Source organism: Agrobacterium sp. OT33 (assembly GCF_017313365.1).
In the GTDB taxonomy this organism is placed as follows: Bacteria; Pseudomonadota; Alphaproteobacteria; order Rhizobiales; family Rhizobiaceae; genus Agrobacterium; species Agrobacterium rhizogenes_A.
The window spans coordinates 32,827-54,931 of sequence record NZ_JAFLMZ010000005.1; the positions used below are offsets into that span (position 1 = coordinate 32,827).

The window sequence follows — 22,105 nt, forward strand, 5'->3', positions numbered from 1 at the left end:
GTGGGCGTTACTCGGGATCAACCCATCCGCCTGGCGGGCCAAACCCTGCCATTTCCGCCGGACCCCAGCTTCCCACCTCATATGCAGGCGGCACGGCAGGATCATCGAGGATAGGCTCCACGATCTTCCAAGCCAGTTCCGCCGCATCCTGACGGGTGAAGAGCTGTCGTTCGCCGGCCATCGCATCGCCGATCAGCCGCTCATAAGGCGCCATATCACCAATACCATCATCGACCGCGCCAAGTTCTACGGCCTCGCCGCGCATACCATCGCCAGCAGCCTTGCGGCGCGCGCCGATTCCAATCGCGATATCCGGCCCCAGACGGAAGCGCACATAATTGGCGGGCGTTGTCTCGACATCGCCAAAGAGCGCAATTGGCGGCCGTTTCAAGCGGACCAAAACTTCGGTTGCATGCGCTGGCAGGTTCTTGCCGGCGCGGATGAAGAAGGGCACGCCATTCCAGCGCCAGGTGGCGACGCGAAAGCGCACGGCGGCGAAGGTTTCCCGGCTAGATGCCGGCGCGACACCCGGCTCGTCCAGATAGCCTCTGAACTGTCCGCGCACCACATCGTTACGAGTGAGCGGCGGCATGGCTTTCAGTATCTGTACTTTTTCATCGACGAGATCATCCGAGGCGCTTGTGGCCGGCGGCTCCATGGCCAGCAGCAACAGCACATTGATCAGATGGTTCTGGATCACGTCGCGGATACATCCGACCTCGTCATAAAACTTGCCGCGCCCCTTGATGCCGAAATCTTCGGCCATGGTGATCTGTACGCTTTCGACATGGTCGCGGTTCCATACGGGCTCGAGAAAGGCATTAGCAAACCGGAAATAAAGAAGGTTCTGGATGGCCTCCTTACCGAGGAAATGGTCGATGCGGAAAATTGCATCCTCTGCGAAAACCGCGTGCAGCGCTTCGTTCAACGCTTCGGCGGAGGCAAGGTCACGGCCGAAGGGTTTCTCAACCATCAGCCGCGCCGAAGCGGCGATGCCCGCCTTGTTGAGGCCGGTTACCACGGTTTCGAAGAGAGACGGCGGAATGGCAAGGTAATAAAGCGGATGCTGGTGCCCGCCAAGCGCCGTGCGCAGCTTTTCGAATGTCGCTTCGTTGCGATAATCGCCGGAGACATAGGTCAGCTGTTCCGCGAATTTTTCGAAGACGGCTTCATCGATCTTGTCCACATGGTTGGCGACCGCATCGCGGGCCCGCGCTATCAGCTGCTCACGCGGCCAATCGTCGAAAGCGACGCCAATGATGGGCGTTTGCAGCGCGCCGTGTTTCACCATGGCGTAGAGAGAGGGAAAGATCATCTTATAGGCAAGATCGCCCGTGGCGCCGAACACCACCAGCACGTCCGATCGCTGCCTGTCCGTGGCTGAGGTCTTCATTTGGCTTTCTCCAGATGGCCACCAAAGGCATTGCGCATGGCCGACAGCACCTTACCGGCGAATTCGGCCTCGCCGCGCGAGGAAAAACGCTCGAAAAGGGCCGATGCCAAAACGGGGGCCGGCACGCCGGTTTCGACGGCCGCCTGCAGGGTCCAGCGTCCTTCACCGGAATCCGACACGCGCCCGCCATATTGATCGAGGTTCGGGTCCTGTTTCAGGGCCTGCGCCGTGAGGTCGAGCAGCCACGAGCCGATGACCGAGCCGTGCCGCCAGACCTCCGTAACGGCGGGAAGATCAATATCGAACTGGTAATATTGCGGATGGGCGAGAGGGGCGGTTTCGGCGTCCGCCTCGCGGTGTTGTGTGCCCGCATTGGAGGCTTTCAGGATGTTGAGCCCCTCCGCATAGGCGGCCATGACACCGTATTCGATGCCATTGTGGACCATCTTGACGAAATGCCCGGCTCCCGACGGACCGCAATGCAGATATCCCATCGGTGCCGTTCGGGTGACCGGGTCGGCGGCGATCCCCAGACCTGCGCCGGGCGCAAGGGAGGCGAAGATCGGGTCGAGACGCTGGACCGCAGCCACCGGCCCGCCGATCATCAGGGAGTAACCACGCTCCAGCCCCCAGACGCCACCGGATGTGCCGGTATCGATGAAATCGATGCTGTGAGGCGCAAATTCGGCGGCGAGATCGATCGCGTCGCGGTAAAATGAATTGCCACCATCGATGATGGCATCGCCTGCCTGAAGTTTGCCCGCAAAGTCCCGCGCGATTTTCGGCGTGATCGCGGCGGGCAGCATCAGCCACACGGCGCGTGGCGGTGAGAGGCTGGCGACGAGATCGTCCGGCGAGGTTGCGCCCGTTGCGCCTTCTTTCACCAGCGCCGCGACATTGTCGGGGTTGACGTCGAAAACCACGCAATCATGCCCGTGTTTCAAAAGGCGGCGCACCATGTTTGCGCCCATCCGCCCAAGCCCAACCATTCCAATCTGCATCCTGACACTCCTTTTGTGCAACTCGCTATTGCTGGTTCATTCACCGAGGCGAACGGTAAAGTCCTCGTTTTCCCACACTCCAGCATCTCGCCAGTAGAAGGTGAACACAATCGTGCCGCCGGCCACCAGTTGCTGCACGGGCAAGTCCGCAAAATGCGTGCCGAGACCGGAGGCCGTCGTGCTTGTATCTGTGGTTGTCGCCCAGCCGTCAGCGCTCCAGTGCACGATGGCATTATCCGCTAGGTCAAGCCGCAGAACCTTGCCGGCGGGCATGGCTGATATCTTGTTGTTGAAGCACCAGATTCGAAGATGCGACGGCGTCTTGTTGCGGATGTAGCGCTCCACACCCTGCGGCGGCATGTCGAAAACGGAACCATCGGCAAGCGAACGCAGAAGCTTGATATGTTCTGCATGCGCCCAGACCAGCGGCATTGCGCTGCCCGACGGGTGGCCATAGAACAGCTCCCTGTCGGGACGATCGGGTTGATCCCAGACCTGCTCGGGGAAAAGGCCGCTCTGCCCCGCCGATTTTTCCATGGTCGTCAGCAAGGCTTCCGCCGCCCCGCGTCTACCCGCAGCAAGTTCGTAATGGGCACGCTCGCCGGTCAGAAGGGGCCATGGCCTGCCCTGACCCGTGCCGTCAAATGCTGTTCCATCAGCATGCTCACCATATCCGTCGCCCGTGTACCTGTACCAGACCGGCCCCTGCGGCAGGTCGGCGCGCAGGCAATGATCGATCGCCTTGACCGTTGCGACAATATGGGGATCGTCCGGTGCGCGCAGGCCGAAGCGGACCAGCGCGAGTGCATCAGGGCTGATGACATCGCTTGTTGGCAGGAAAGCGCGATCCGGTGTCTGGTTGAGGATGGGCGTCATGCCCGAGGGCTGAACAGAATCGGTGGTACCAAGAGAGGCGATGCGAACATAATGGCCCGAAATACCAAGCTGCGCGCACAGGGTCTGGTCACCGGCAAATGTCCACCTTTCGATTTGCTCATTCCAGCAATCGGCTGTCTGCCGCAGATGCGTGGCTTCGGCCGCAGCGCCCTCCATATCCAGCAGATCAGCGGCGGCAAGCAGCGCGGCGATCTCGACGGCAAGCGTGAACGGGCTATAGCCTGCATCCTCCTCCCACCTGTCCTCGCCGGTCGTTGGGCCGTTTGCCAGAATATAGGCCGCAGCGCTGCGGATCATCGGCATATAATCCGCCCTTGCGGCGTGGTCGAGGTGGCCGTGCCGATGCAGGATATCCGCAAGCAGGATTGGAAAGGCGCATTCGTCCATCTGAACGCCCGGCTAATAGGGCTTGCCATCCAGCCAGAGATTTTGCGGCCACCGCCCCGAGGGCTGCTGCACCTGGCGCAGATAATCAAGGATGGCCAAAGCCTCATCGTGATCGCCGGCCGCCAGAAACCCGCCAGCGGCTTCCACCAAATCTCGCGGCCATATTAGATGATATCCGCCAAGATCGTCATCGCCCTTGGAGGCTCCCCATGGGATCGACAAACTGGCCACGACAGCTCCGGGCCGGTCTGCGGCACGATGCGCGGCAAGCACAGCGGTCGAGACGCGATAGGAATTAACGCCGTGATGGGTATCGCGGTCGAGGGGGCCAAGACTGTTCTGCCAGCTACGCCAGTTGTCGATATAGGTATCGTGCGTGCGTCTGAAGCCGGACTTCAGGCTTGCGACAGCACAGGCTGCAGCTTCATATTCAGTCTGGCCGAAACCGAGCGCCAAGGTCGCCGTATCGTGGGTTTCGCTAAAATCGATTTCCGCAGCCAGCGAAACATTGCCGTCATCCGCCCGCTGGTACTCCTCAATAAGGCGCCCGTGCCGGCGCAATTGTTGCCAGCCATCGGAAACGCCAACAAAACCCGCACTTGCAGCGCGCCAGGGACGATTGCAGACCAGAGCGAGATATCGTGAGCGGCCGACCGCAAACAGGACCCGACGCCCCTCATAATCCCCTATCCAGGCGGAGTTGAGATTACCGGCATTGACCAGATGCGGCGCCAGAAGGACGCTTACACGATAATCCCCTTTCTTTCCGTTCAGTGGGAAGAAGGAGACATGCTGAAGAACACAGGCCCGCGCCGGATCGGTGATGACCTGTTTTTCGATCCGGTAGGCTCCATCTGTCGCCGTATTGGTGATGTGGAACGCGGGAATTCCACTCTCGAAAGGGCAGGTAACGGAAGTACAGTCTCGTTTCTCTTCCGAAAAATATCCGTCGTCTCTGGTGACCACAAGACCGAGATCGCGGGTGCAGGCACTATCGATCCGCGGGTAATAGACCTCGTTGAGGATGCCGTGGCTGAGCGTAAACCAGATCGGTGAATTTTTCGACAGCGCGGTTCCCACGCCATTCTTGGCGCTCGACGTCCAGCGTGCGTCAATGCCGGGTGCGCCGGGTGCGAAATCAAGTGCGGCACGCATCGTTACATGCCTCTAGCAGGGAGATGATGAAGGCGAAAGTGAATGTGTTGTCGTATTGAAAACTCATGGCGGAGATCTCGACCTTGAAGGAAGGGTCTTTCCGGGATGAGACGGAGACGGGATGCGGTTCCCGGCTCTAATCTCAAATCCGATACGGCCTCGTCATTAAGCTAGGTATTCGCGAAGGGGTGCACAACTAAAGATTTGGTAATTGAGCGTGTGGCGAATTCCTTCCTATCTGTGGCTCGCTATATGGCCCGGACGCACATACCCTGCTTTAGTGCTAGCGAAAATGACAGCCTCTCCGAAACCCTTACTGCCGAACCGAGCTTGGATTGGCGTATCTGATGCGCTTCCCCATCGGTAAAATAGAACCCGGATGTCGGCCCGAACACCCATTGGAGGGCATTACCAGCCGGCAATCCGATTTCATCCAATTTGTCGAGTTTACCGCGTTCTTCGAGGATCGCCATCGTGGTGGTGAGTTCGTTTAAATTCATGAGGCTTAGCAAGCTTAACGTTCACCATCGTCAAATCGATGCGTCCACCATTGCGTATACTCCATCTCATCGACACCGTAAGGCGCTTGCAGATAGGGATAATCCCAAGCCTCGTAACGCAGGGGCTTGAGAAAATCGTTGACCGCGCGGTACGCCGCAGGCACCCGCCCCTTGTTCAAGTCGCCGAGCACAGGCCGTTCACCCGCCTGGAAAACGACGCCGCCCTCGTAGGGATGGAGGAAAAGCCGACCAAGGTAGTGAGTGCCGCAACATGCTTCCATAGCAATGACACAAGTTGGCGTCTTGCTGGCAAACTCAATGGGCGTCTGCCGCCGCATCGTTCGACGGATGATCACTGCACCGTGGTCGTCGACACCGACAACGCTGCAGCTATTCTTGCCTATGTCGACACCCAAAATTGAAATCGTCTTGGGTCGGCTCCTCTTCCTTCAATGACGGACCATCATACTCCATGTCCTCTGAAGGGCGGGCCATCCCATAATCAACAGCCATGGCGTTTCTTTTCGCTCTCCGCAAATACAGAAAGCGTAGCATATATTGTCAATATTCATTACAGCGTTACGAAGCTCGCGCACCCCATACACAGTCACGTACATGCACATCCGGCCATTGTGCGACGCACAAATTTCGGAGGAATAGGCATGAAATTCGGATTTTTAGATACATATCATCCGAAAAAATTCGTCTAAAACTCTCCCAACTCAAGGAGAGAGACCATGACGGACACGACATCTGAATTTGATGGGTCAACAATTGCCCTGGAGGCCGCCGAGGAGCCCGCATGGACAGCTGCGACATGGTTCGCGGTTCTTTCGATGGCGGCCACCAGTTTTGCGCTGGTATCGGCCGAGTTTCTGCCTGCGGGATTGTTGACGCCCATGGCGCGCGATCTCGGCATTACCGAGGGTACAGCCGGACAGGTTGTGACGGCGACAGCTTCCGTGGGCGCCGTGACGGCTTTGCTGAGCAATGTTCTCATCGGTAAACTGAACCGCAAGACCGTGCTTGTCGGCCTTAGCGCGCTGGCGATCGGCTCCAACATTCTCGCATCGGTTGCTGCCGATTTCTGGCTATTGTTATTGGGCCGGGCCGGGTTGGGTATTGCGCTCAGCGGTTTCTGGGCGCTTTCGGTTGCCGTTGTGGCGCGGCTCGTCGGCGCGAATTCGACCGGGCGCGGCATGGCTATCGTCACCCTCGGCGTTTCGCTTGCCACCATCGCAGCTCCTTCGATGGGCGCCTTGATCAGCGACTGGCTGGGATGGCGCATCGCCATGTCAATGACGGCGGGACTTGCCGTCATTGCCATGCTGCTGCAGATACTCAGCCTGCCATCGCTGCCGGCAAGTACGAGCAACAGTCTTTCCGATGTTCTGCGGCTGACGCGTCGGCGCAGCGTTCAACTGGGGATGCTTGCAATCCTGTTGCTGATGACGGGGCATTTTGCCGGTTCGGTCTATGTGCGTCCCTTCCTCGAACAGGTGACGCTGCTTGAGACCACGCCGATTGCCCTCGCCCTGCTCGGCTTTGGCGTCGCCTCCGTAATCGGCAATGTGCTGGGGGGCCGGATGGCTGACACCAGTATCCGCCTCGCGCTCATCGTTACCGCCGCTCTGATGGCATTTGCGACGATCGCCCTCGTTGTCTGGGGTGTTCATACCGGTGCCGCATTTGCTCTCGTCGCCCTTTGGGGTCTTGCCTTCGGCATGGCGCCTGTGGTGCTGCCGACCAACCTTTCCCGCGGCGCACCCGACGCGCTGGAGGCAGCAGGCAGCCTGATGGTCGTTTCCTTTCAGGTGGCCATCAGTATCGGTGCGGTTTTCGGCGGTTACATCGTTGATTCCTACGGTGCTACCGCTCCGTTGGCGCTGACCGCGATACTGGCTGCATCCACGGTCGCTCTGGCCTTGCTGCAACGTCCTGATTGATCGTTGCCTTTTTCTCCTTTTGCCGCCTGAAGGCAAGGCGCTCGGGCGCATCGCGGAAAAGGCTGATCTCGCCACAGGCGTGATGAGATTTCCGAGCGGCCGAGCGCCGCGCGATGCTCTGAGGCAAATGGAATATCTGCCCAAAGTGCTTTCACAGCACCAGAGAACCGCCTTTCCGTGGGCAAGGCAATTGCCGCCTATGGGTGGCGGCATGCTGGGACCGCAACCTGAACACGGGTCAAAAATCAGGAGCGGTCCTGCCTTGCGTCAGTCCACCTTTGCGTTACGCTTGCGCAGGGATTTCTTATGTTTGGATGCGCCTCTCGATGCAGGAAGCCTCTTGCTGCTTGAATGAGTAATCGGGTGCATACATGTTTCAAACCTCGTATTGCGGCCATGACATGTCGTGGGCCGGTATGGTGATACGCAGATCCAACTCCACATCAATGGACCAAGCTCTCGCCCCCTTGAGAATTACTGGTTTATCCGATCCCGATCTGATCGATCATCTGCCCATGCGGATATTATCCTCCTCACATCGCCGGCACTCCAATCAGAACAGCTGCCGTTCGCAGACCGCACCGATTGGATCCCGGCAATCTTGATTGCGCGTGAGCCTTGCCCGAACGATCCGCGCCTGTCTGTTAGCCATTGCGATCACCACTAGAATACGAGGCTTTTGGGCCAACATACTGGATAGCCAAGACCCCCGGCCTTCCGCCACCTCGGCCCTTACAGTGAGCGATGGACATCGTGCCAATAATCATAAGCCAACGAGTATCGCGCCGCCCATCTTCGATGGTATGGCCGAGGCTTTGGTCACCACCACTCGAATGGTGTCGAAAAACGAGGCCAAGCTAGGCAGCAAAGGCACGTCGCTTCGAAACTTCTCTATCGATGGCGCGAAAGTTGTGATTGCCACAGCACAGACGGGCCTGATATTTGGCATCTTATGGAGCCGTCGCATGATATCGTTTGTTTTGCTTCAGCAGCGACACGACGATCGATTTTTCTGATCTCTGGCAGATCTTGTCAGAAGCAAAACCGTCTTGCTTCAATAACACACCAGCCAAACGTTTCCGGTGGTGCGATGCATCCAGAATCATATTTGACAATGGGGCTTACAGTTGGCGGGAGCTTCCTATCTACGGCAGCACAGGCTCCAGGTACCCTTTAAAGAGCGCCCTCCGACCACGAGGTCGGAGGGTATGCCGGAGGTCAATCGTACGACGTCCCACTTTCGTCGATTCGTCCAACACATAACCTTCTGATCTGGTTACGTGAAATAAAAAGATAACAACAACACAATCCTGGGTCTACATAAAATATGTGGAGAATTCCGATTGTGATTAGCCACACTGAAATTGAACCACCCATCAAAAAACCCGGCTTTGCAGCCGGGTTTCATATTCTCAGAAATGTGGCGCTGGCAGCTTAGAACGTGCGCTGCAGACGAACAAAGCCGGTAACCTGATCGTCGCTATTGTCTTCATCGTAATAATTCGCAGTGATCTTCGTCGTAAGACCGTCGGTGATCTTGTAATCAACCGTCAGACCAGCAGTCCAGGCGTCATTGTTGGTCCAGTCAGCGTTCAGGTTACCCACAAAATTCGGGGCAACGTTGCCGAGATACTGGAAAGCAGGCGTGATCGTGAGACGATCGGTTGCCTTGATCGCATATTCTGCGGCAACTGCCCATTCCGATTCCGCATAGTATGCGTTCGCACCGGAAGCCCAAACACCGGCGAGGCCAAGCGTGCCAGGACCTACATCAGCGAAAACAATAGCGCGGATTGCACCTTCTTCGAGGTCTGTATCATAGGAGCCAACGATGGTCGCTGCGAATGCGCCAACGTTCGCGCCAACTACAGCCGTGATGCCGACATTGTTGTCCTTGGAGGTCAACGTGCCTTCCAGCTCATCAACAGAGAGGGTCGCCTTGAACGAGCCGGTATCATAGGTATAGGCAATCGAGTTGAACAGGGCGTTGGTGGACAGGATGTCCGTTTCACCGTTGAGGTCGTTATCCCACTCGCTGTAAAACTTACCGACCCTCAAACCACCAAGCTCGATGAAAGCCTGATCAACGTGAACGCCAGATGAAGAGGACGAGCCGTTGTCAGCGTTGCCGCGGAAGCCGATGAAGCCACGCAGAGCGCCGAGCTCGGTGTCGGTGCGGGTGTCAACTTCGAACTGAGCGCGCGTGAAGGAGTTCCAGTCAGACGTGCCGGAGCGGTCGCGACCGAAGTCGGTCTGGAAGCGGATGTAACCGCCGAACTTCAGGCAGGTTTCGGTGCCGGGAATGTAGAAAAAGCCGGTGCCGAAAGCATCGCAAACGCGAACGTACTCCAGGGGCTCTGGCTCGGCAGCGACGATAGCGTCAGCGGCCTGTGCGCCGGATACTGCTGCGAGAGCTGCAGCGGAACCAATCAGAAGGCTCTTGATGTTCATTCGGGAACTCCATTGCTAGTTTCATTAAAGAGTGGGAACGCGACGCCCACCCGCGTCTTAATGTTGGCTTTAGACAACCATCGCTGGCGTCGATCAACCTACAGGGTCAAAAAAATGGTAGATGCGTATTTTATGAAATTGCTCATGTTGCCGAAGCAACACACTTTGGAGCGTTTCAGGGCAAAAACGCCCAACAACTTAACAGGGTATTAATGACCTGGACTCGACCTGTTCGGCAATGACACAGGCAACACCGCAACGAGCAGCGAGGGTCTTATGGGTAATGCCATACTTGATCGGGCCACCCCGATCCGTCGTTGCGTTCACGTGGCCGCCCTCGTGACGAAACATAAGGTCGAGAGCAACGGGAAGCGTTTCCCGAGCATGGTGTTCTCCTGATTTTCAGATTTTTGATGACCCAAAGCTACGCCGCGCGCCACAGCACACGCCGCCAACTGCGGATGAGAATGAAATCCTTTTTAGGGTCTGTTCAGGTCAGGTTAATTGCTGCCCCGTCACTCTCAGACCATTGGAACTGCAGACCTCAACACACGTTATTGTCTGTTATTCGGAGATGAGATTATGAAAATACTCACTGCAGCAATCTGTCTGGTTTCGGTCGGCATCCTAAGCGGCTGCGTTGACGACCCGGGATACCGAAGCGGCGGATACTATACGAGCGGCGTCTACTACCGCACCTACGATAGAAATCGCCACTACCGTGACTATGATCGCCGGGATTGGCGTGCAGATCGTGGCCACTATGGGCGAGATCGAAGGGAATGGCGCGATAGACGCTTTCGTCCGGCTGGCATCTACACTGAGTACGGGGTTGGTGTCCGATAAGAGATCATCGACTACTGCGCGACAGGTGCCACGTTATGCCAGCGGCCAACCGATGGCGCTATTGCGCCGTCCTTTCTTCACCAAACAGCGTTTTGTCGATCTGATGAAGAAGCGGCCATAGTTCATGGTCGCCTCCCGATTGTGATGAATTATGGATTGCTGGCACGGGCCAGCGAGTTTACGAGTTTAAGAGAACCGGTCGCGCTCTGTGGACGGTAGCGCGACGCAGAGGCCTGACATTTGTGGTAGAGTGTCGGGCCTCTTTTTATTCGGACGTCGGGTTGCGTTACTGACGATTAAGCTAGGGTAGTGCCATGCCATTGCGCGAACTCGATGGCTGCGTTACCACCGGAAATTATTTATCTTGGGCATAAGACGGGGGGCAAATGCACAACAAGCAGACAATTAGATCCGGTCAGCACTTTAGTTTTCATGAGTCGCCCGATGCAAAAACTCTGGCAGTCGTCTTCTCTTCGAGAAACACGCGGCCGCCCAAGTTCACGTTCTGGAAAACATTTCAACAACTCGATTGCCACACCATCTATTTCAACAGCCCAGTTCCAGAATGGTATCGTTGTGGCATACCCGATATCTCGGGGGGGATAAGAGGCGCAGTCAAAGCGATACAGGACTTCGCGGCCTCTGTTGGAGCGACCCGCATTGTTACGGTTGGCAGCAGCATGGGCGCCTATGGAGCCCATCTTCATGGTTCTATGGCTGGCGCTGATCATGTGCTGGCGTTCGGATTTGAGCCGTTGCTTGGAGTTCCAGGCGGGAAAACCGAGATCACCATCAACGAGTACCAATGGCAATATCCTGATATCTCGGGAATGCGCCCGAAAAATCTCTCCGTCATATACGGAGAGATGGATATCAATGATACCTTAGGTGCCGGTCTCCTTTATCAGCGGCAAAAGCCCCACATCATCTCTCTGCCCCATGCGCAGCACGACACCCCCGATTTCCTTGCCAGAGACGAAACCTTTGCAAACATGCTATCTGCTCTTGTCACCGGAAATCCTATAGGCCCAGACCTGAGTACCGACGGCCCTCACCTTAACAATGATCTCTGCAAGTTTTTATGGCGCTTGAACGCCCCCCTCGTTGCAAAGAATTGGAAGGCTGTTGATGAAATCATCAAACAAAATGTAACCCTTGCGGAGCAATCCCGGCTGGCAATGTATATGTGGGGCGTTGCCGATTATCGACTGAACCAAATCGATCAAAGCATCACGAAATTCCAACGCATCATTGAAACGACGCCGCTTTTTTGGGAAGCGTGGCAAAGCTTATCTGCCAGCCTCAACAGGAAAAGCGACTTTGAAGCAGCCATCGAGGCTGGGCTAAACGCCATTCGACTGCGCCCCCATCGATCAATTGCCCACCTGCACCTATCTCATGTATATGACCGCGCTGGCAAAGCGGATGAGGCCCTTGAACACGCTTTGTGGGCGTGTCGTCTAAATTGGTCCCGTGACGAGTATCGAACTTGGCTTTTGAATGCATCAGATAAAGCCGCAAAACCCGTGATTGAAGACAAGGACATTTGGATTAAGTGTTACGACGATAACGTCAAACTGGCTCATAGTACGTTCGGTGCATATGATGTTATGCAGAAATTGCCATCGAAGCCTTGGCCGTTGGCCCAACACGCAATCCATGGATAGAATTTATCGCCACCCGAAAACTTTTCGCACCGCAGCGCTTGACGCTATAGAAAATGACGTGCGACTAAAAATATCCATCCTGCAGTTGCAATTCTGATCACTGCCTCACATGCAGATACTAATAAGGTTCACCGCGACATGACGCCGACAGCAAAGACACGAGTTCTCCTTCTCTCCAACTTAGACGTTGAGATTGGAGACCCGTATTTTCGAGCCGGCGCCTATAAGAATTATCTCCTTCCAATTGCGCGCGCCCTTGGCGACACCCGGGGATTCGAAACTCGATTTGCGCTCAATCAGCACATCTTTTCATCGCTGTTCAAAGAGGGAGTCAATTCGGATTCGTGTTTCGTTTTCGACCCGAAATCCCGCGACCACCTCAATTTCGGTCGCCTCATGACCTCATCCTATACGTCTATCTCCGAGCCAGACATGAACTGGGCGGCAGAGTATGCCCGCACAATGGTCAGAGGCTGGCAGCCAGATCTGATCCTATGCTGGGAAGCCCCCACGGTGATTTTGCGAACAGCCTTCCCTTCCGCTGTTGTTGTCGATTTGATGCCCAGCATGTTTGCTCGACCGCCTTTTCCTAAATCAATCTCGATCGATCCTGTGGGTCTATACAAGGACGCCTGGTTCTCCGCTCCCGAACCCGCTCTAGAGCAGGTGGCGAAACCTGATGTCAAATTGGTCGAAGACCTGAGGGACCTCTATCTAAACCACTTCAACGGGCTAGACTGCGAATCTCATTTCCGCGACCTCTTGGCTATCCCTAAAGACAAGCCTACATCGCTGACGCCTCTGCAAATAAGCAAGTACTTCGGATTTAAACAGAACTGCGAATTCTCGGATCAATACGAGTTTCTCGAAACCGTCATTCGTTCCAATAGCGATGAAGCAATCATTGCAACTCAATATGTGGGCGGCCTCGTTTCCGAAGTAGCTATCAACGACAGCAATATTCGGTATCTGCAAGATCACGTGGGCGACGTCAGGTACAGCAAGCAGTTTGAAAAAGTTGATAGCGTTTCACAATACATCGTCCCCTGGGTGGACAAAGTCTATTCCGTATCAAGCACGCTTGGACTCCAGGCTAAGTTCTTCGGAAAGAAGCTCGTCTCCCCGTCTAGATCCCACCTCAAATATCTTGCGGATTCGACAGAGCTTCACGGGGAGTGCGAAAATCGAAACCAAGATTCTCTTATAGCTGCGTACCTTACGCGTAGCGTAATCCTTTTTGACCGGATTGTTGGTGAGCGCGGTTACTTTGCGACCGTCATCAATGATATCCTATCAAGGCATTCCCAAGGCTTGTCGGGGTCAAATCTGCTTCCAAGCCAAGGCGTCGTTGACAATTCTTTCAGCAAGTTCGCGTCCCTCAGCAATTTCAAGCGGTCGGAAACGAACTTACAAAAGATTTTCCCTTCGGCATCGACGGAATTTTCCTCCACGACGATGCCGCCTTCCGTGGCCAAGGGAATCTCAACGGATTCCGTCCGCGTGGTATCGTTTGATATTTTCGACACCCTCGTACGCCGTACCGTGTACAAGCCGGAAGATGTGTTCGAGCTAATGCAAAGACAACTCCCCGGCACCAATCTCTTGCCGGAATACGCAGTCACCAGGTTCGCAGAGATGCGCCAAGGCGCCGAGAGATTGGCGCGGCAGAAGCGCGATGTGGCACTTGCTACAAAGGGGAACCAACTCCCCGAAGAAATTACTATCGAGGAAGTTTATCAAGAATTCGCTCGCTGCGTGCGCGTTGAGGATATCAACATTGATACGCTCATTAAGCTTGAACAAGAGATTGAGCTATCTGTTCTCCGCCCGCGACGGATCGGCCGGGCTATGTTCGACCATGCACTTACGAACAGTAAACGTATCATTCTGGTATCAGACTTCATTCACCCGATTGAATTCATTGACCGAGTTTTGCAGCAATGCGGCTACGAAGGTTACGAGAAGCTCTATCTTTCCAGTGAAGTTGGAGCAAAGAAGCACAGTGGTGAACTTTTCGATCACGTCCTAAGCGAGTTCGGTGTCCCCGCTGATGCAATCCTCCATATCGGGGACAATCCAATTGGCGATGTTAAGATGGCCAGAGACAGGAAACTTCGTGCGCTAATGGTTCCGTCAGGCCGAGCTCTTCTCAAAAAGGCCCTTGAAGAAAGAGGGGCGAATGAAAATGTTCTCAACAAATCATTCTATCTTCGCACAATCGCCGGCCTCTTTGCCAACACCTACCTGTATTCAGATGCTCCACGATCAAGAGATATCGAGACAAGGGCAATTCCTAAAAAATTCCAGCTTATTTCTACTCACGAGGAGCTTGGCTTTGCCGTGATAGGCCCCATGGCGCTCGGATTTGCTCAATGGATCGTAGACGAAGCAGTTGAAAACCAGTGTACACAACTCGTTTTCTTCGCGCGCGATTGCCACCTTCCATACTTGATGGCAAAAAGCATCGTTCGATACAGAGGCTTGGAAGACGAGATCAGCCTCGTCTATGCGCCAACCTCTAGAAAAATTGTTTCAGGTTTTGACTTCTTCTCCCCGGAAGATATGTTCAAAGTGCGCATTGACGACTTTACGGCGTCAGGCTCACTTGAAAAACTGTTCGCTGAACGATTCCTGCTACAGTCAGAATTTATCGATACAGACCTCATGGGGAAATGGGGCATAGACAACCTCTCCTCACAAAAACGATCTGTTACACAAGCCGCAATTTACGGACTGGCCTACGATGTGGCACATCGCCATTGGCAAAGCCTTCTGCCGATTTTCGATAATCGCAGGCAGGCATTTGCATCATACCTTGAGGCAAACACTCCAGTAAACTTCTCGGCAAAAACGGCAGCGGTAGATTTTGGCTACCAAGGATCTATCCATCGGAAGATAGCCGCCCTTTTTTCAAACCCAATTCAGCCACTCTTTTTCATGACCTACAGCAATGGTTTCGGGGAAGAGCCAATCCCAGGGGCAAAGGCTTTCTATGCGGAGAATCGAAACTCGGCCACGAGATCGAATGTCTGCATTACGCACAATCTGCTGCTCGAAACACTGATGAACGAGGGCAAAGGATCCGCTGTCGGCATCGCCAAGCTCGATAGTGGGTCTTTGCATCTAATGACCGATGACGCAGTGACAACCGATCACGCTCGGGCAATTAACGCCATTCACAATGGAGCTATGCTTCTATGTGAGGAATGGCTCAAGGAGTGCGGAACACTTCACGCGTATGCAGCGCCAGAGCGTGACGCTACTTCGTTCTTCTTCTCTCTCACGGCGACGAAGCCCACATTGATAGAAGTTGCTTTGCTGAGTAACCTCGTATTCGACAATGCATTCGCTGGCATAGAAAACTCCAAGCTAGTTCATAGTCCTGCGTTTTGGCCTGAAGCAGCAAAAATTGTCGCCGATAGAAACAAGAAAAAGCCGCAGGCTATCCTGCCAACAACGTCGAAGCGAACGACGGTTCTGAAGCCGATCGTCCGACCATTTGTTCGCGCGATTGGGAACAGACCCGATGATGTGACCAAATTCAATGCCGATCCGCGCGGATATTTTGCAAAGCTAAAGAACCCGCGTTATAGGTTGGTCGGAAAAGTGTTGTTCGGGACCCCGAAGTAAAAAAATCCATTATCACAAGGCGCAGAGTTGCGCCGTCGATCCAACGATGGGTTTACGCCAAAGGCTGGCACGCGACGTCAGCCTTTGGTGTTGTCTCGTGCCTTGCCTTCCCTTCTTCCCCGTCCCCTACTGCCTTTTCTTTCTCGCGGTGGGGGTGCAGCCCCAAGGGCTGCATCGATTCGCTTGAGCAATTCATCTTCCCAATCGAGAAGGTTCGGAGAGAAATGAAAAGCTGGCGATCGACCAACCGAACACCGTCTCCTGGCTCCCCCGCATATAGGCCCACGCGAACATCATCCGGCTATGGCAGAGGCGGACACGGGCAACTTTTATCGTCGTTGTTACGGCCTGGATCAGGAAAATCTCGTGGCTCCAGTCGAACTCATAGGCCTTGCCGGGCGTAAGTTGAAGTCGATCTCAACGCAGCCGTCAATCAGAAAGCGCTCGAAGACTTCCAGCGCTTGATGGCGTGCCGGAGAGCTCAGGCTATAACGCCAGGTGGGGTCAACTTGCTGGCTTACTTTCAAAAGCCCGCCTCGCGGGATTTTATGCTCAGCCAGCAGACAAGCCAGGTTTCAATGAAGCCGCGACTCCCTGAAAAGACAGCGTCAGACACCAGGTAATGCTATAGAAATAAATAATAAAAACCAATAAGGAGAAAAACGTGGCCGAGAAGCCAGATATTGTCAGGTGATAATTTCACTTCACCCATGATGATCAGGGATTGCCTAACGGGTATATTATTCGCCCAATCATCCGGAAACGAATATCAGACAACTCTCTAAAGAACCCAGCCGGATTACTCCGGTATTGCACGGCATCCCGTTCATTTCCCACCCTTGCGACCATGCTGGCAACAATGGGGGTCAACAAATGACGCCAGCCGAGCAGCCCATAGGTGCCGTAAGGTTGCCACTTGACCCTTCCGGCCAATGATACGCGGGGCTTCAGCAACGGATCCGCAAGGCTATCTATCGTTTCCTCAAACGTGGAGGCGCGACCGGTGCCGGGATCAAAATACATGGGATACAAGATATAGGCTGCGGCAAACAGCGCCTCCACGGAGAGCGTCCTGCCACGGCGGGTCAGAGGCTGCCTGTCATCCGTCAAACCCCAGCCAGCATAAAAAGGTGCGCCGACAGTCGTGACTTTCTTTCCCCGCATCAAAGCCTCAAAACCCGCAAGAGACGTGATGGTATAGATGTGGTCCGCATGCTCCAGCGCATCCGGCAAAGAAACCTGCCCCTTCATGATGGTGCACAGGTGCGCCACCTCATCCGGGTTCGAGACCTCCCGGCGCATCCGGCTCAACACATCCGGGTGTGGCTTGTAAACGATATCCGCATGGGGGTTTTCCTGCGCAGCCAGACGCACGAGGTCATTATTCGTAAACGGACGATCGCATCCATAAAGAATGGAAGCATCCTCCTCCACCTGGCCGACAACCAGGACCTGGGGGCGATGGCTCTGGCCGCTATTCTGTTGAGCGGCGGGCGGCGCCAGGCGGCCGTTATACTTCGTCAGCTTCTGCTGCAATATGCGCCGGATGCCCTCCCGTGCACGCTGGATCAGCGCCGGGTCACCATCAAAGTCATGATGCAGAAGAAGCTGCTCCAGATCACTGGGGCCACGGCTGTCGAAATACGGCCGGAGGCTATCCAGTGACAAAGAGAATGGGACCGAATAGCCCGCATGCGCTTCCAGCGAGCGTATGAAGCCGTCCTCCATGAAATATACCTGAAGGCCAAGGAGCTCGATCTCATGCAGCGCGAAGGAGGGAAGATTATTGCTCCACACAAGGACTACCGGCTTCTGTGGCGCTGCCATAAGCGGCAATATCCTGCGGCGAAAATCGCGCTCCGTGATCCGGAACGGGACGAAATGAAGCTGTTTGTGCGGAAAAAACTGTTGCAGGAAGGGGTGTTTCCACGCCTTCATGTGAAAGGCGATGACTGGACCTGGCCGGGTGAGCGCCTCCGCGCGCACCGCAAGCGGACTACGCCAGTTGTTCAGGGAAGCATCCATCGGTCAGTTGCGATCGCGAATATTATAATAGGCCATGGTGATGACGCCCCACAGGAACAGACCGCCCAGGAACACCAGTGCCACATTCATAAGGCGTGAGGGATATTGCGCCAGTTGCGACAACGTCGGCTCAATGAAAGTCGCGAGATATCGCTGCTGGTTGTTGGCATCCATCCGGGCCTTTTCCAGCCCGCCAAGCGCGGCGGTATAGGCCTTTTCCGCAAATTCGCGTTCCGTTTCCAGAGATTCATATTGCAGGATCCGGGTAGCGACATCGCCGGACTGATTGCCCCCCGTATTGCCGCCGCCGAAACGTTGTTTTTCCTGCTCCAGCTGCTTTTCCAGACTTTCGATCTGCGTGGTAATGACACGGATGCGCGGCGAGTTCGGCGCCATTCGCGTCAGCGCGGCCGTCAGTTCCGCTTTCAGTTGCGTCAATTGCTGCTCCAGGGAGCCGACGAGCTGCGCGGCAAGCTTCGCGGCTTCGACAGGGTCAGCCTCCTGCGACACATCCCGGAAATTGCGCAATGCCACGCGGGCCGCGGAAAGACGACCTTCTGCAAGCGCAACCTCATCCTGAGACGCCTTCAGAACGCCGTTTCGCGCATTGAGCGACAGATCGTTGATCAGTCTCTCGCTCTCCATAATCACGGCCGCAGCAATGGTTTTCGCCGTCTCGGGATCAAATGCCTTGACGGTGATATTGAGGATCGATGACGTATGGTCATAATCGACCTTCACCATATCCTTCCAGTAAACAAGCTTTTCTTCGATGGGCAAATTCGGCTCGAGCGCATAAAAGAAATCCATGCCGCGACGCGCAAAAGCCTTCTCGAGATCGATCGTCTGCGAAACGGCCTCGATCATGCGCTCGCTGCGGATGTAATCGAGCAGCATATATGAATCTGCACCGGTCGTGCTGCCGCCCGCGCTTTGCGTGAACATGCCAAGAATATCGCTGCTCGCCTTGCCATCGATGCTGCGCACGGCGAAGGCCGCGGAGCTGTGATATTGATCCGCCGCGACGAATGCCATGTATAATCCGGCGACCGTGGTGGGAAGCGCAACAGCGAGCAGGAAACCGGCGCCAATCACCGCATGGCGAAGCTTGAGGCCCTTAAGCTTCTTCCGCTTGTTCGGCGACGCTTTCGCCTGACGTGATGTGTTGTCACGCTCAGCCTTCAGATCAACCTTCAGCAGATTATCAATCACCGTGGTATTGAGGCGTTTTGCCGGAAGCTGAGCGCTCTCCACCTTGTTGCTGGAACGCTGTTGATCGTCGCTCATTTTCCACTTCCTTTCATATTGCGGTCATGAACGCGGATCGCATCCTCGACATCATCGAAATATGTCAGTTTTCCATTTTCGAGAACGACACCGCCCTGGCAATAATCGCGGATCGTTCCCGTGCTGTGAGATACCATTATCACATCGGAGTCCTGCAAGCGATGCTGGAAAACCTCGTGACACTTCTGCTTGAAGTTGGCATCGCCAACCGCCGTTATTTCATCGACCAGATAATAGTCGAACTTGACGCCCATGCTGACGCCAAATGCGAGCCTGGCCTTCATTCCCGAAGAATAGGTGCCGACCGGCGCTTTGTAAAAGGCTCCCAATTCGGCAAATTCTTCGACATATGCGACCAGTTCTTCGGTATCGACCCCATAGATACGCGCCACGAACCGGACATTCTGTTCACCCGACATGCTCGGCTGGAAACTGCCCTGGAAACCGAGCGGCCAGGAGATGCGGCCGCTGCGGACAATCCGCCCCCGGTCCAGCTGCAGGGAGCCGGCGATCAGCTGCAGCAAAGTCGATTTGCCGGCGCCGTTGCGGCCAAGCAAACCAATGCTGCGGCCACGATTTATGACAAGCGACGCGTTCTCAATGATCGGTTTCTTGAAACCTTTGACACGCGCATATTTTGTTGCCTGTTCCAGTCTGATCATCGGCTCCTCAACACGGACGCTGAGCGGGTGAACAGAAGAAGACCCATGAACAGGATCGTCAGAGCGAAGGAATAGAGATAGGTCATGTTCATCATGTCCGCCCGGTATTCCGGATAAAACCCTTTTCGGAACAACATGACGACATGAACCAGCGGATTGAGCAAAACAATATCGCGGATCGGGGCGGGAAGCGCGTCAGGCAGGAAAAAGACGCCGGAAATCAGGAACATCGGTCTGTTGATGATGTTGAAGACCTGCTCGTAAAGCGGAAACCGCAACGTTGCGACATTGTTGAATATGCCGATCCCCAGGCCGAGCACGGTCGCCGCGAAAGCCGCCTCGATAATCGCGGGCCAATTGAGATATACCGGCTGATCGACCGTCAACAGGATCACGCCGAGGACGCAGAAAGACACGACAGAGGTCGTTCCCGCCTGCAGAATATAGCGGGCGACGATGGTGTCGATCGGCGCGACGTTGGGATAGCTGAGCAATGTCCGGTTGGCTTTGATCGCCCCGTTCAGGAAACCTGCCATCGCCGCGTAGAACTGAAAGGCGAGATAACCCGTCGCAAAAAAGAGCGCAAAACTTTTCCCGAGAGCGGGCGTATGCGTTATCGCCATGAAAATCAGCGACATGAATGCTATGTGGCCGGCCGGGTCAATGACTGCCCAGACATATCCGCCGGGCTTGCTGCCAAATCGCGTCGACATCTCGCGGATCAGGAGCGCACCAACCACGCGGATATGAGCCTTCAGATAATACACTCCCGGCACCTCCGCATCTCACTCAAACCGCAGAAAAAAGTGCCCGCGATGGGCAAGAGTCGCGCGCCTTTCGCATTCCTGGCACGATCTGCGGTATTTATGACACTCAACGGCAACGGAAGAAAGCTTAATCAACCAGATTTCTAACCTGGTATGCGGTTCCTATCGGCCGCCCGACGAGCTGCAGGAAGCGATCCAGATCAACCACGGGGTGACGAGAAACATAGATAACATCGCGGCTCTTGATCGGGAACGTCTGCCCAACGATGAGACTGTCGGCGCGGGTCATGTCCAGGCGATAGACCAGCGGGTAACGCCCGTCATTATTCGGGTTCATGCCCTTGTCACGCAGCTGCCGGAAACGCTCCGCACCAAGCAGATCCGCCACGATTTCGGGTTCTTCATAACGGAACACAAAATAGCCGGCAGCATTGGAACGATCGGAGGCTCCACCTCCGGCCATGGCCACGGCCTCCAGAATATTCAGGTCGTTGGCCCCGAACTCGATCCGGCTGTTCTTGCTGACCTCTCCAAGGACGGTAAATGTTCGTGGATCCTTGGTGACGAATATCTGGTCACCGGGCTGGACGTAGATATTCTCAGACGGATTTTCGATGACCGTCTTGAGGAGCGCGCTGCCGGTCGCACGCCCGCGAACAAGGGTAACATAGGATTCATAAGGCTGAGCACTCGGACCACCGGCCTTTGCGATCACCTCGGTAATAGTCTCACCTGTGAGGCTCATCGGCACCATGGAAGGGCGCCCCACGGCACCGGAGACGGTAACGTTTCTGGAACTTGTGCCAATACTGGTAACAAGAACGTCCGGCTCTATCGCCTTGTTGGTCAGGCCCGAGAGAATCTTCTGGCGCGCCTCTTCAAGGGTGGCGCCTGCGAACTTGACAGTGCCGACATAGGGAATTGCCGCGGTACCGTCTGGCTGCACAACCACGTCCAGAACCGTCTGCTTGTTCTCGGAACTTGAAAACAGCCCGTTCGCACCGGCTTCGAAAATGGAAATCTTGAGCTGATCACCGACGCCAATCACAACACGCTTGGCTGCCCCGCCAATACCGAAGCGCCTGTGGAGTGTCGTCGTGGAGAAGTTCGCAACCATCTGCGCCGAACGATGGCTCACATCGACGACATCGAAGACCGTGGAAACGGAATCGCCTTTCACCATTGCCGGCTTGCCGGCCTGTGACTTTATCTCATCAGCAGTGGGCCCGGCGCTTGGCAATGTGTCACATCCGCCAATACCGATTGTCGAAACGACGATAAAGCAGTTGCGAAAAAGTTTCGAATTCCCCAGAAAACGCAAACCAAATATCCCCAGAAATGCTCGTATTCCAACGCGAACGCCGCCCTGTCCAGGCACTCGACACAGTTGCATAAACCCATGACCTTTTAACCTCAACACGAGATTAATGAAGACCACAAAATATGACACAGCAACTCGCCGCCACTTCTTTGTTGCCGCATGTGCCATTG

At 55.3% G+C, this 22,105-nt stretch carries 13 protein-coding genes and 4 pseudogenes; 4 read left to right on the forward strand and 13 right to left on the reverse strand.

The features are described 5' to 3' along the window. Positions 1–7: 7 nt before the first annotated feature. The 5 genes and pseudogenes from zwf to JZX88_RS26115 all read right to left on the reverse strand — a co-directional run. Entirely contained in the window at positions 8–1,393 is a 1,386-nt protein-coding gene (zwf, locus tag JZX88_RS13145) for a glucose-6-phosphate dehydrogenase (RefSeq protein ID WP_206913832.1), read from the reverse strand. After that, entirely contained in the window at positions 1,390–2,394 is a 1,005-nt protein-coding gene (gnd, locus tag JZX88_RS13150; RefSeq protein ID WP_206913833.1) for a phosphogluconate dehydrogenase (NAD(+)-dependent, decarboxylating), read from the reverse strand. Before gnd ends, zwf begins: the two co-directional genes overlap by 4 nt. A gap of 36 nt (positions 2,395–2,430) precedes the next feature. Next, positions 2,431–4,833 (reverse strand): annotated as a pseudogene (locus JZX88_RS13155) (glucan 1,4-alpha-glucosidase). A 514-nt stretch (positions 4,834–5,347) separates the two neighbouring features. After that, positions 5,348–5,566 (reverse strand): annotated as a pseudogene (locus JZX88_RS13160) (type VI immunity family protein); the annotation flags it as partial. Positions 5,567–5,578: 12 nt separating this feature from the next. After that, positions 5,579–5,758, reverse strand: a pseudogene (locus JZX88_RS26115) (IS110 family transposase); the annotation flags it as partial. 312 nt (positions 5,759–6,070) lie between these two features. On the opposite strand from JZX88_RS26115, the gene JZX88_RS13165 reads away from it, so the two are divergent. Next, positions 6,071–7,279, forward strand: coding sequence for an MFS transporter (locus JZX88_RS13165; protein WP_206913834.1), 1,209 nt, complete (start codon positions 6,071–6,073; stop codon positions 7,277–7,279). 1,434 nt (positions 7,280–8,713) lie between these two features. On the opposite strand, the gene JZX88_RS13170 is transcribed toward JZX88_RS13165, so the two are convergent. Together JZX88_RS13170 and JZX88_RS26295 are read right to left on the reverse strand one after the other, a co-directional pair. Continuing rightward, positions 8,714–9,730: a porin gene (locus tag JZX88_RS13170; RefSeq protein ID WP_110760519.1), complete on the reverse strand. Its 1,017-nt coding sequence runs from the start codon at positions 9,728–9,730 to the stop codon at positions 8,714–8,716. Positions 9,731–9,928: 198 nt separating this feature from the next. Next, positions 9,929–10,081 carry a glycosyl hydrolase 108 family protein gene (locus tag JZX88_RS26295; protein WP_206913835.1) on the reverse strand — a complete coding sequence of 51 codons (153 nt, stop codon included), beginning with the start codon at positions 10,079–10,081 and terminating at the stop codon, positions 9,929–9,931. Positions 10,082–10,451: 370 nt separating this feature from the next. Here JZX88_RS26295 and JZX88_RS13180 point away from each other — a divergent pair, with 370 nt between their 5' ends. The 3 genes from JZX88_RS13180 (at position 10,452) to JZX88_RS13190 (ending at position 15,873) form a co-directional block, all read left to right on the forward strand. Then, positions 10,452–10,697, forward strand: coding sequence for a hypothetical protein (locus tag JZX88_RS13180; protein WP_206913836.1), 246 nt, complete (start codon positions 10,452–10,454; stop codon positions 10,695–10,697). 265 nt (positions 10,698–10,962) lie between these two features. Then, positions 10,963–12,243: a tetratricopeptide repeat protein gene (locus JZX88_RS13185; RefSeq protein WP_206913837.1), complete on the forward strand. Its 1,281-nt coding sequence runs from the start codon at positions 10,963–10,965 to the stop codon at positions 12,241–12,243. Between the two features lie 138 nt (positions 12,244–12,381). Continuing rightward, entirely contained in the window at positions 12,382–15,873 is a 3,492-nt protein-coding gene (locus JZX88_RS13190) for an HAD family hydrolase (protein WP_206913838.1), read from the forward strand. A 222-nt stretch (positions 15,874–16,095) separates the two neighbouring features. On the opposite strand, the pseudogene JZX88_RS13195 reads toward JZX88_RS13190, so the two are convergent. From JZX88_RS13195 to JZX88_RS13220, 6 genes and pseudogenes are all read right to left on the reverse strand, one after another. Continuing rightward, positions 16,096–16,284, reverse strand: a pseudogene (locus JZX88_RS13195) (IS21 family transposase); the annotation flags it as partial. Positions 16,285–16,590: 306 nt separating this feature from the next. Continuing rightward, positions 16,591–17,898, reverse strand: coding sequence for a capsular polysaccharide biosynthesis protein (locus JZX88_RS13200; protein WP_246753478.1), 1,308 nt, complete (start codon positions 17,896–17,898; stop codon positions 16,591–16,593). Positions 17,899–17,901: 3 nt separating this feature from the next. Then, on the reverse strand, positions 17,902–19,185 hold the full coding sequence (locus tag JZX88_RS13205; RefSeq protein WP_206913839.1) for an RkpR, polysaccharide export protein: 1,284 nt from the start codon (positions 19,183–19,185) through the stop codon (positions 17,902–17,904). Beyond that, positions 19,182–19,847, reverse strand: coding sequence for an ABC transporter ATP-binding protein (locus tag JZX88_RS13210; protein WP_206913840.1), 666 nt, complete (start codon positions 19,845–19,847; stop codon positions 19,182–19,184). The genes JZX88_RS13205 and JZX88_RS13210 overlap by 4 nt, the downstream gene beginning before the upstream one ends. Beyond that, the gene (locus JZX88_RS13215) at positions 19,844–20,614 is read right to left on the reverse strand and encodes an ABC transporter permease (protein WP_206913841.1); all 771 of its coding nucleotides are present in this window, start codon (positions 20,612–20,614) and stop codon (positions 19,844–19,846) included. Before JZX88_RS13215 ends, JZX88_RS13210 begins: the two co-directional genes overlap by 4 nt. A 127-nt stretch (positions 20,615–20,741) precedes the next feature. Next, on the reverse strand, positions 20,742–22,103 hold the full coding sequence (locus JZX88_RS13220) for a polysaccharide biosynthesis/export family protein (protein ID WP_371741122.1): 1,362 nt from the start codon (positions 22,101–22,103) through the stop codon (positions 20,742–20,744). Positions 22,104–22,105 lie beyond the last annotated feature (2 nt).

Excerpts from the sequence above, each read along its gene's own strand:
- zwf (WP_206913832.1), bottom strand. The coding sequence starts at position 1,393 with ATGAAGACCTCAGCCACGGACAGGCAGCGATCGGACGTGCTGGTGGTG.
- gnd (WP_206913833.1), bottom strand. The coding sequence starts at position 2,394 with ATGCAGATTGGAATGGTTGGGCTTGGGCGGATGGGCGCAAACATGGTG.
- JZX88_RS13165 (WP_206913834.1), top strand. The coding sequence starts at position 6,071 with ATGACGGACACGACATCTGAATTTGATGGGTCAACAATTGCCCTGGAG.
- JZX88_RS13170 (WP_110760519.1), bottom strand. The coding sequence starts at position 9,730 with ATGAACATCAAGAGCCTTCTGATTGGTTCCGCTGCAGCTCTCGCAGCA.
- JZX88_RS26295 (WP_206913835.1), bottom strand. The coding sequence starts at position 10,081 with ATGTTTCGTCACGAGGGCGGCCACGTGAACGCAACGACGGATCGGGGT.
- JZX88_RS13185 (WP_206913837.1), top strand. The coding sequence starts at position 10,963 with ATGCACAACAAGCAGACAATTAGATCCGGTCAGCACTTTAGTTTTCAT.
- JZX88_RS13190 (WP_206913838.1), top strand. The coding sequence starts at position 12,382 with ATGACGCCGACAGCAAAGACACGAGTTCTCCTTCTCTCCAACTTAGAC.
- JZX88_RS13200 (WP_246753478.1), bottom strand. The coding sequence starts at position 17,898 with ATGGATGCTTCCCTGAACAACTGGCGTAGTCCGCTTGCGGTGCGCGCG.
- JZX88_RS13205 (WP_206913839.1), bottom strand. The coding sequence starts at position 19,185 with ATGAGCGACGATCAACAGCGTTCCAGCAACAAGGTGGAGAGCGCTCAG.
- JZX88_RS13210 (WP_206913840.1), bottom strand. The coding sequence starts at position 19,847 with ATGATCAGACTGGAACAGGCAACAAAATATGCGCGTGTCAAAGGTTTC.
- JZX88_RS13220 (WP_371741122.1), bottom strand. The coding sequence starts at position 22,103 with ATGGCACATGCGGCAACAAAGAAGTGGCGGCGAGTTGCTGTGTCATAT.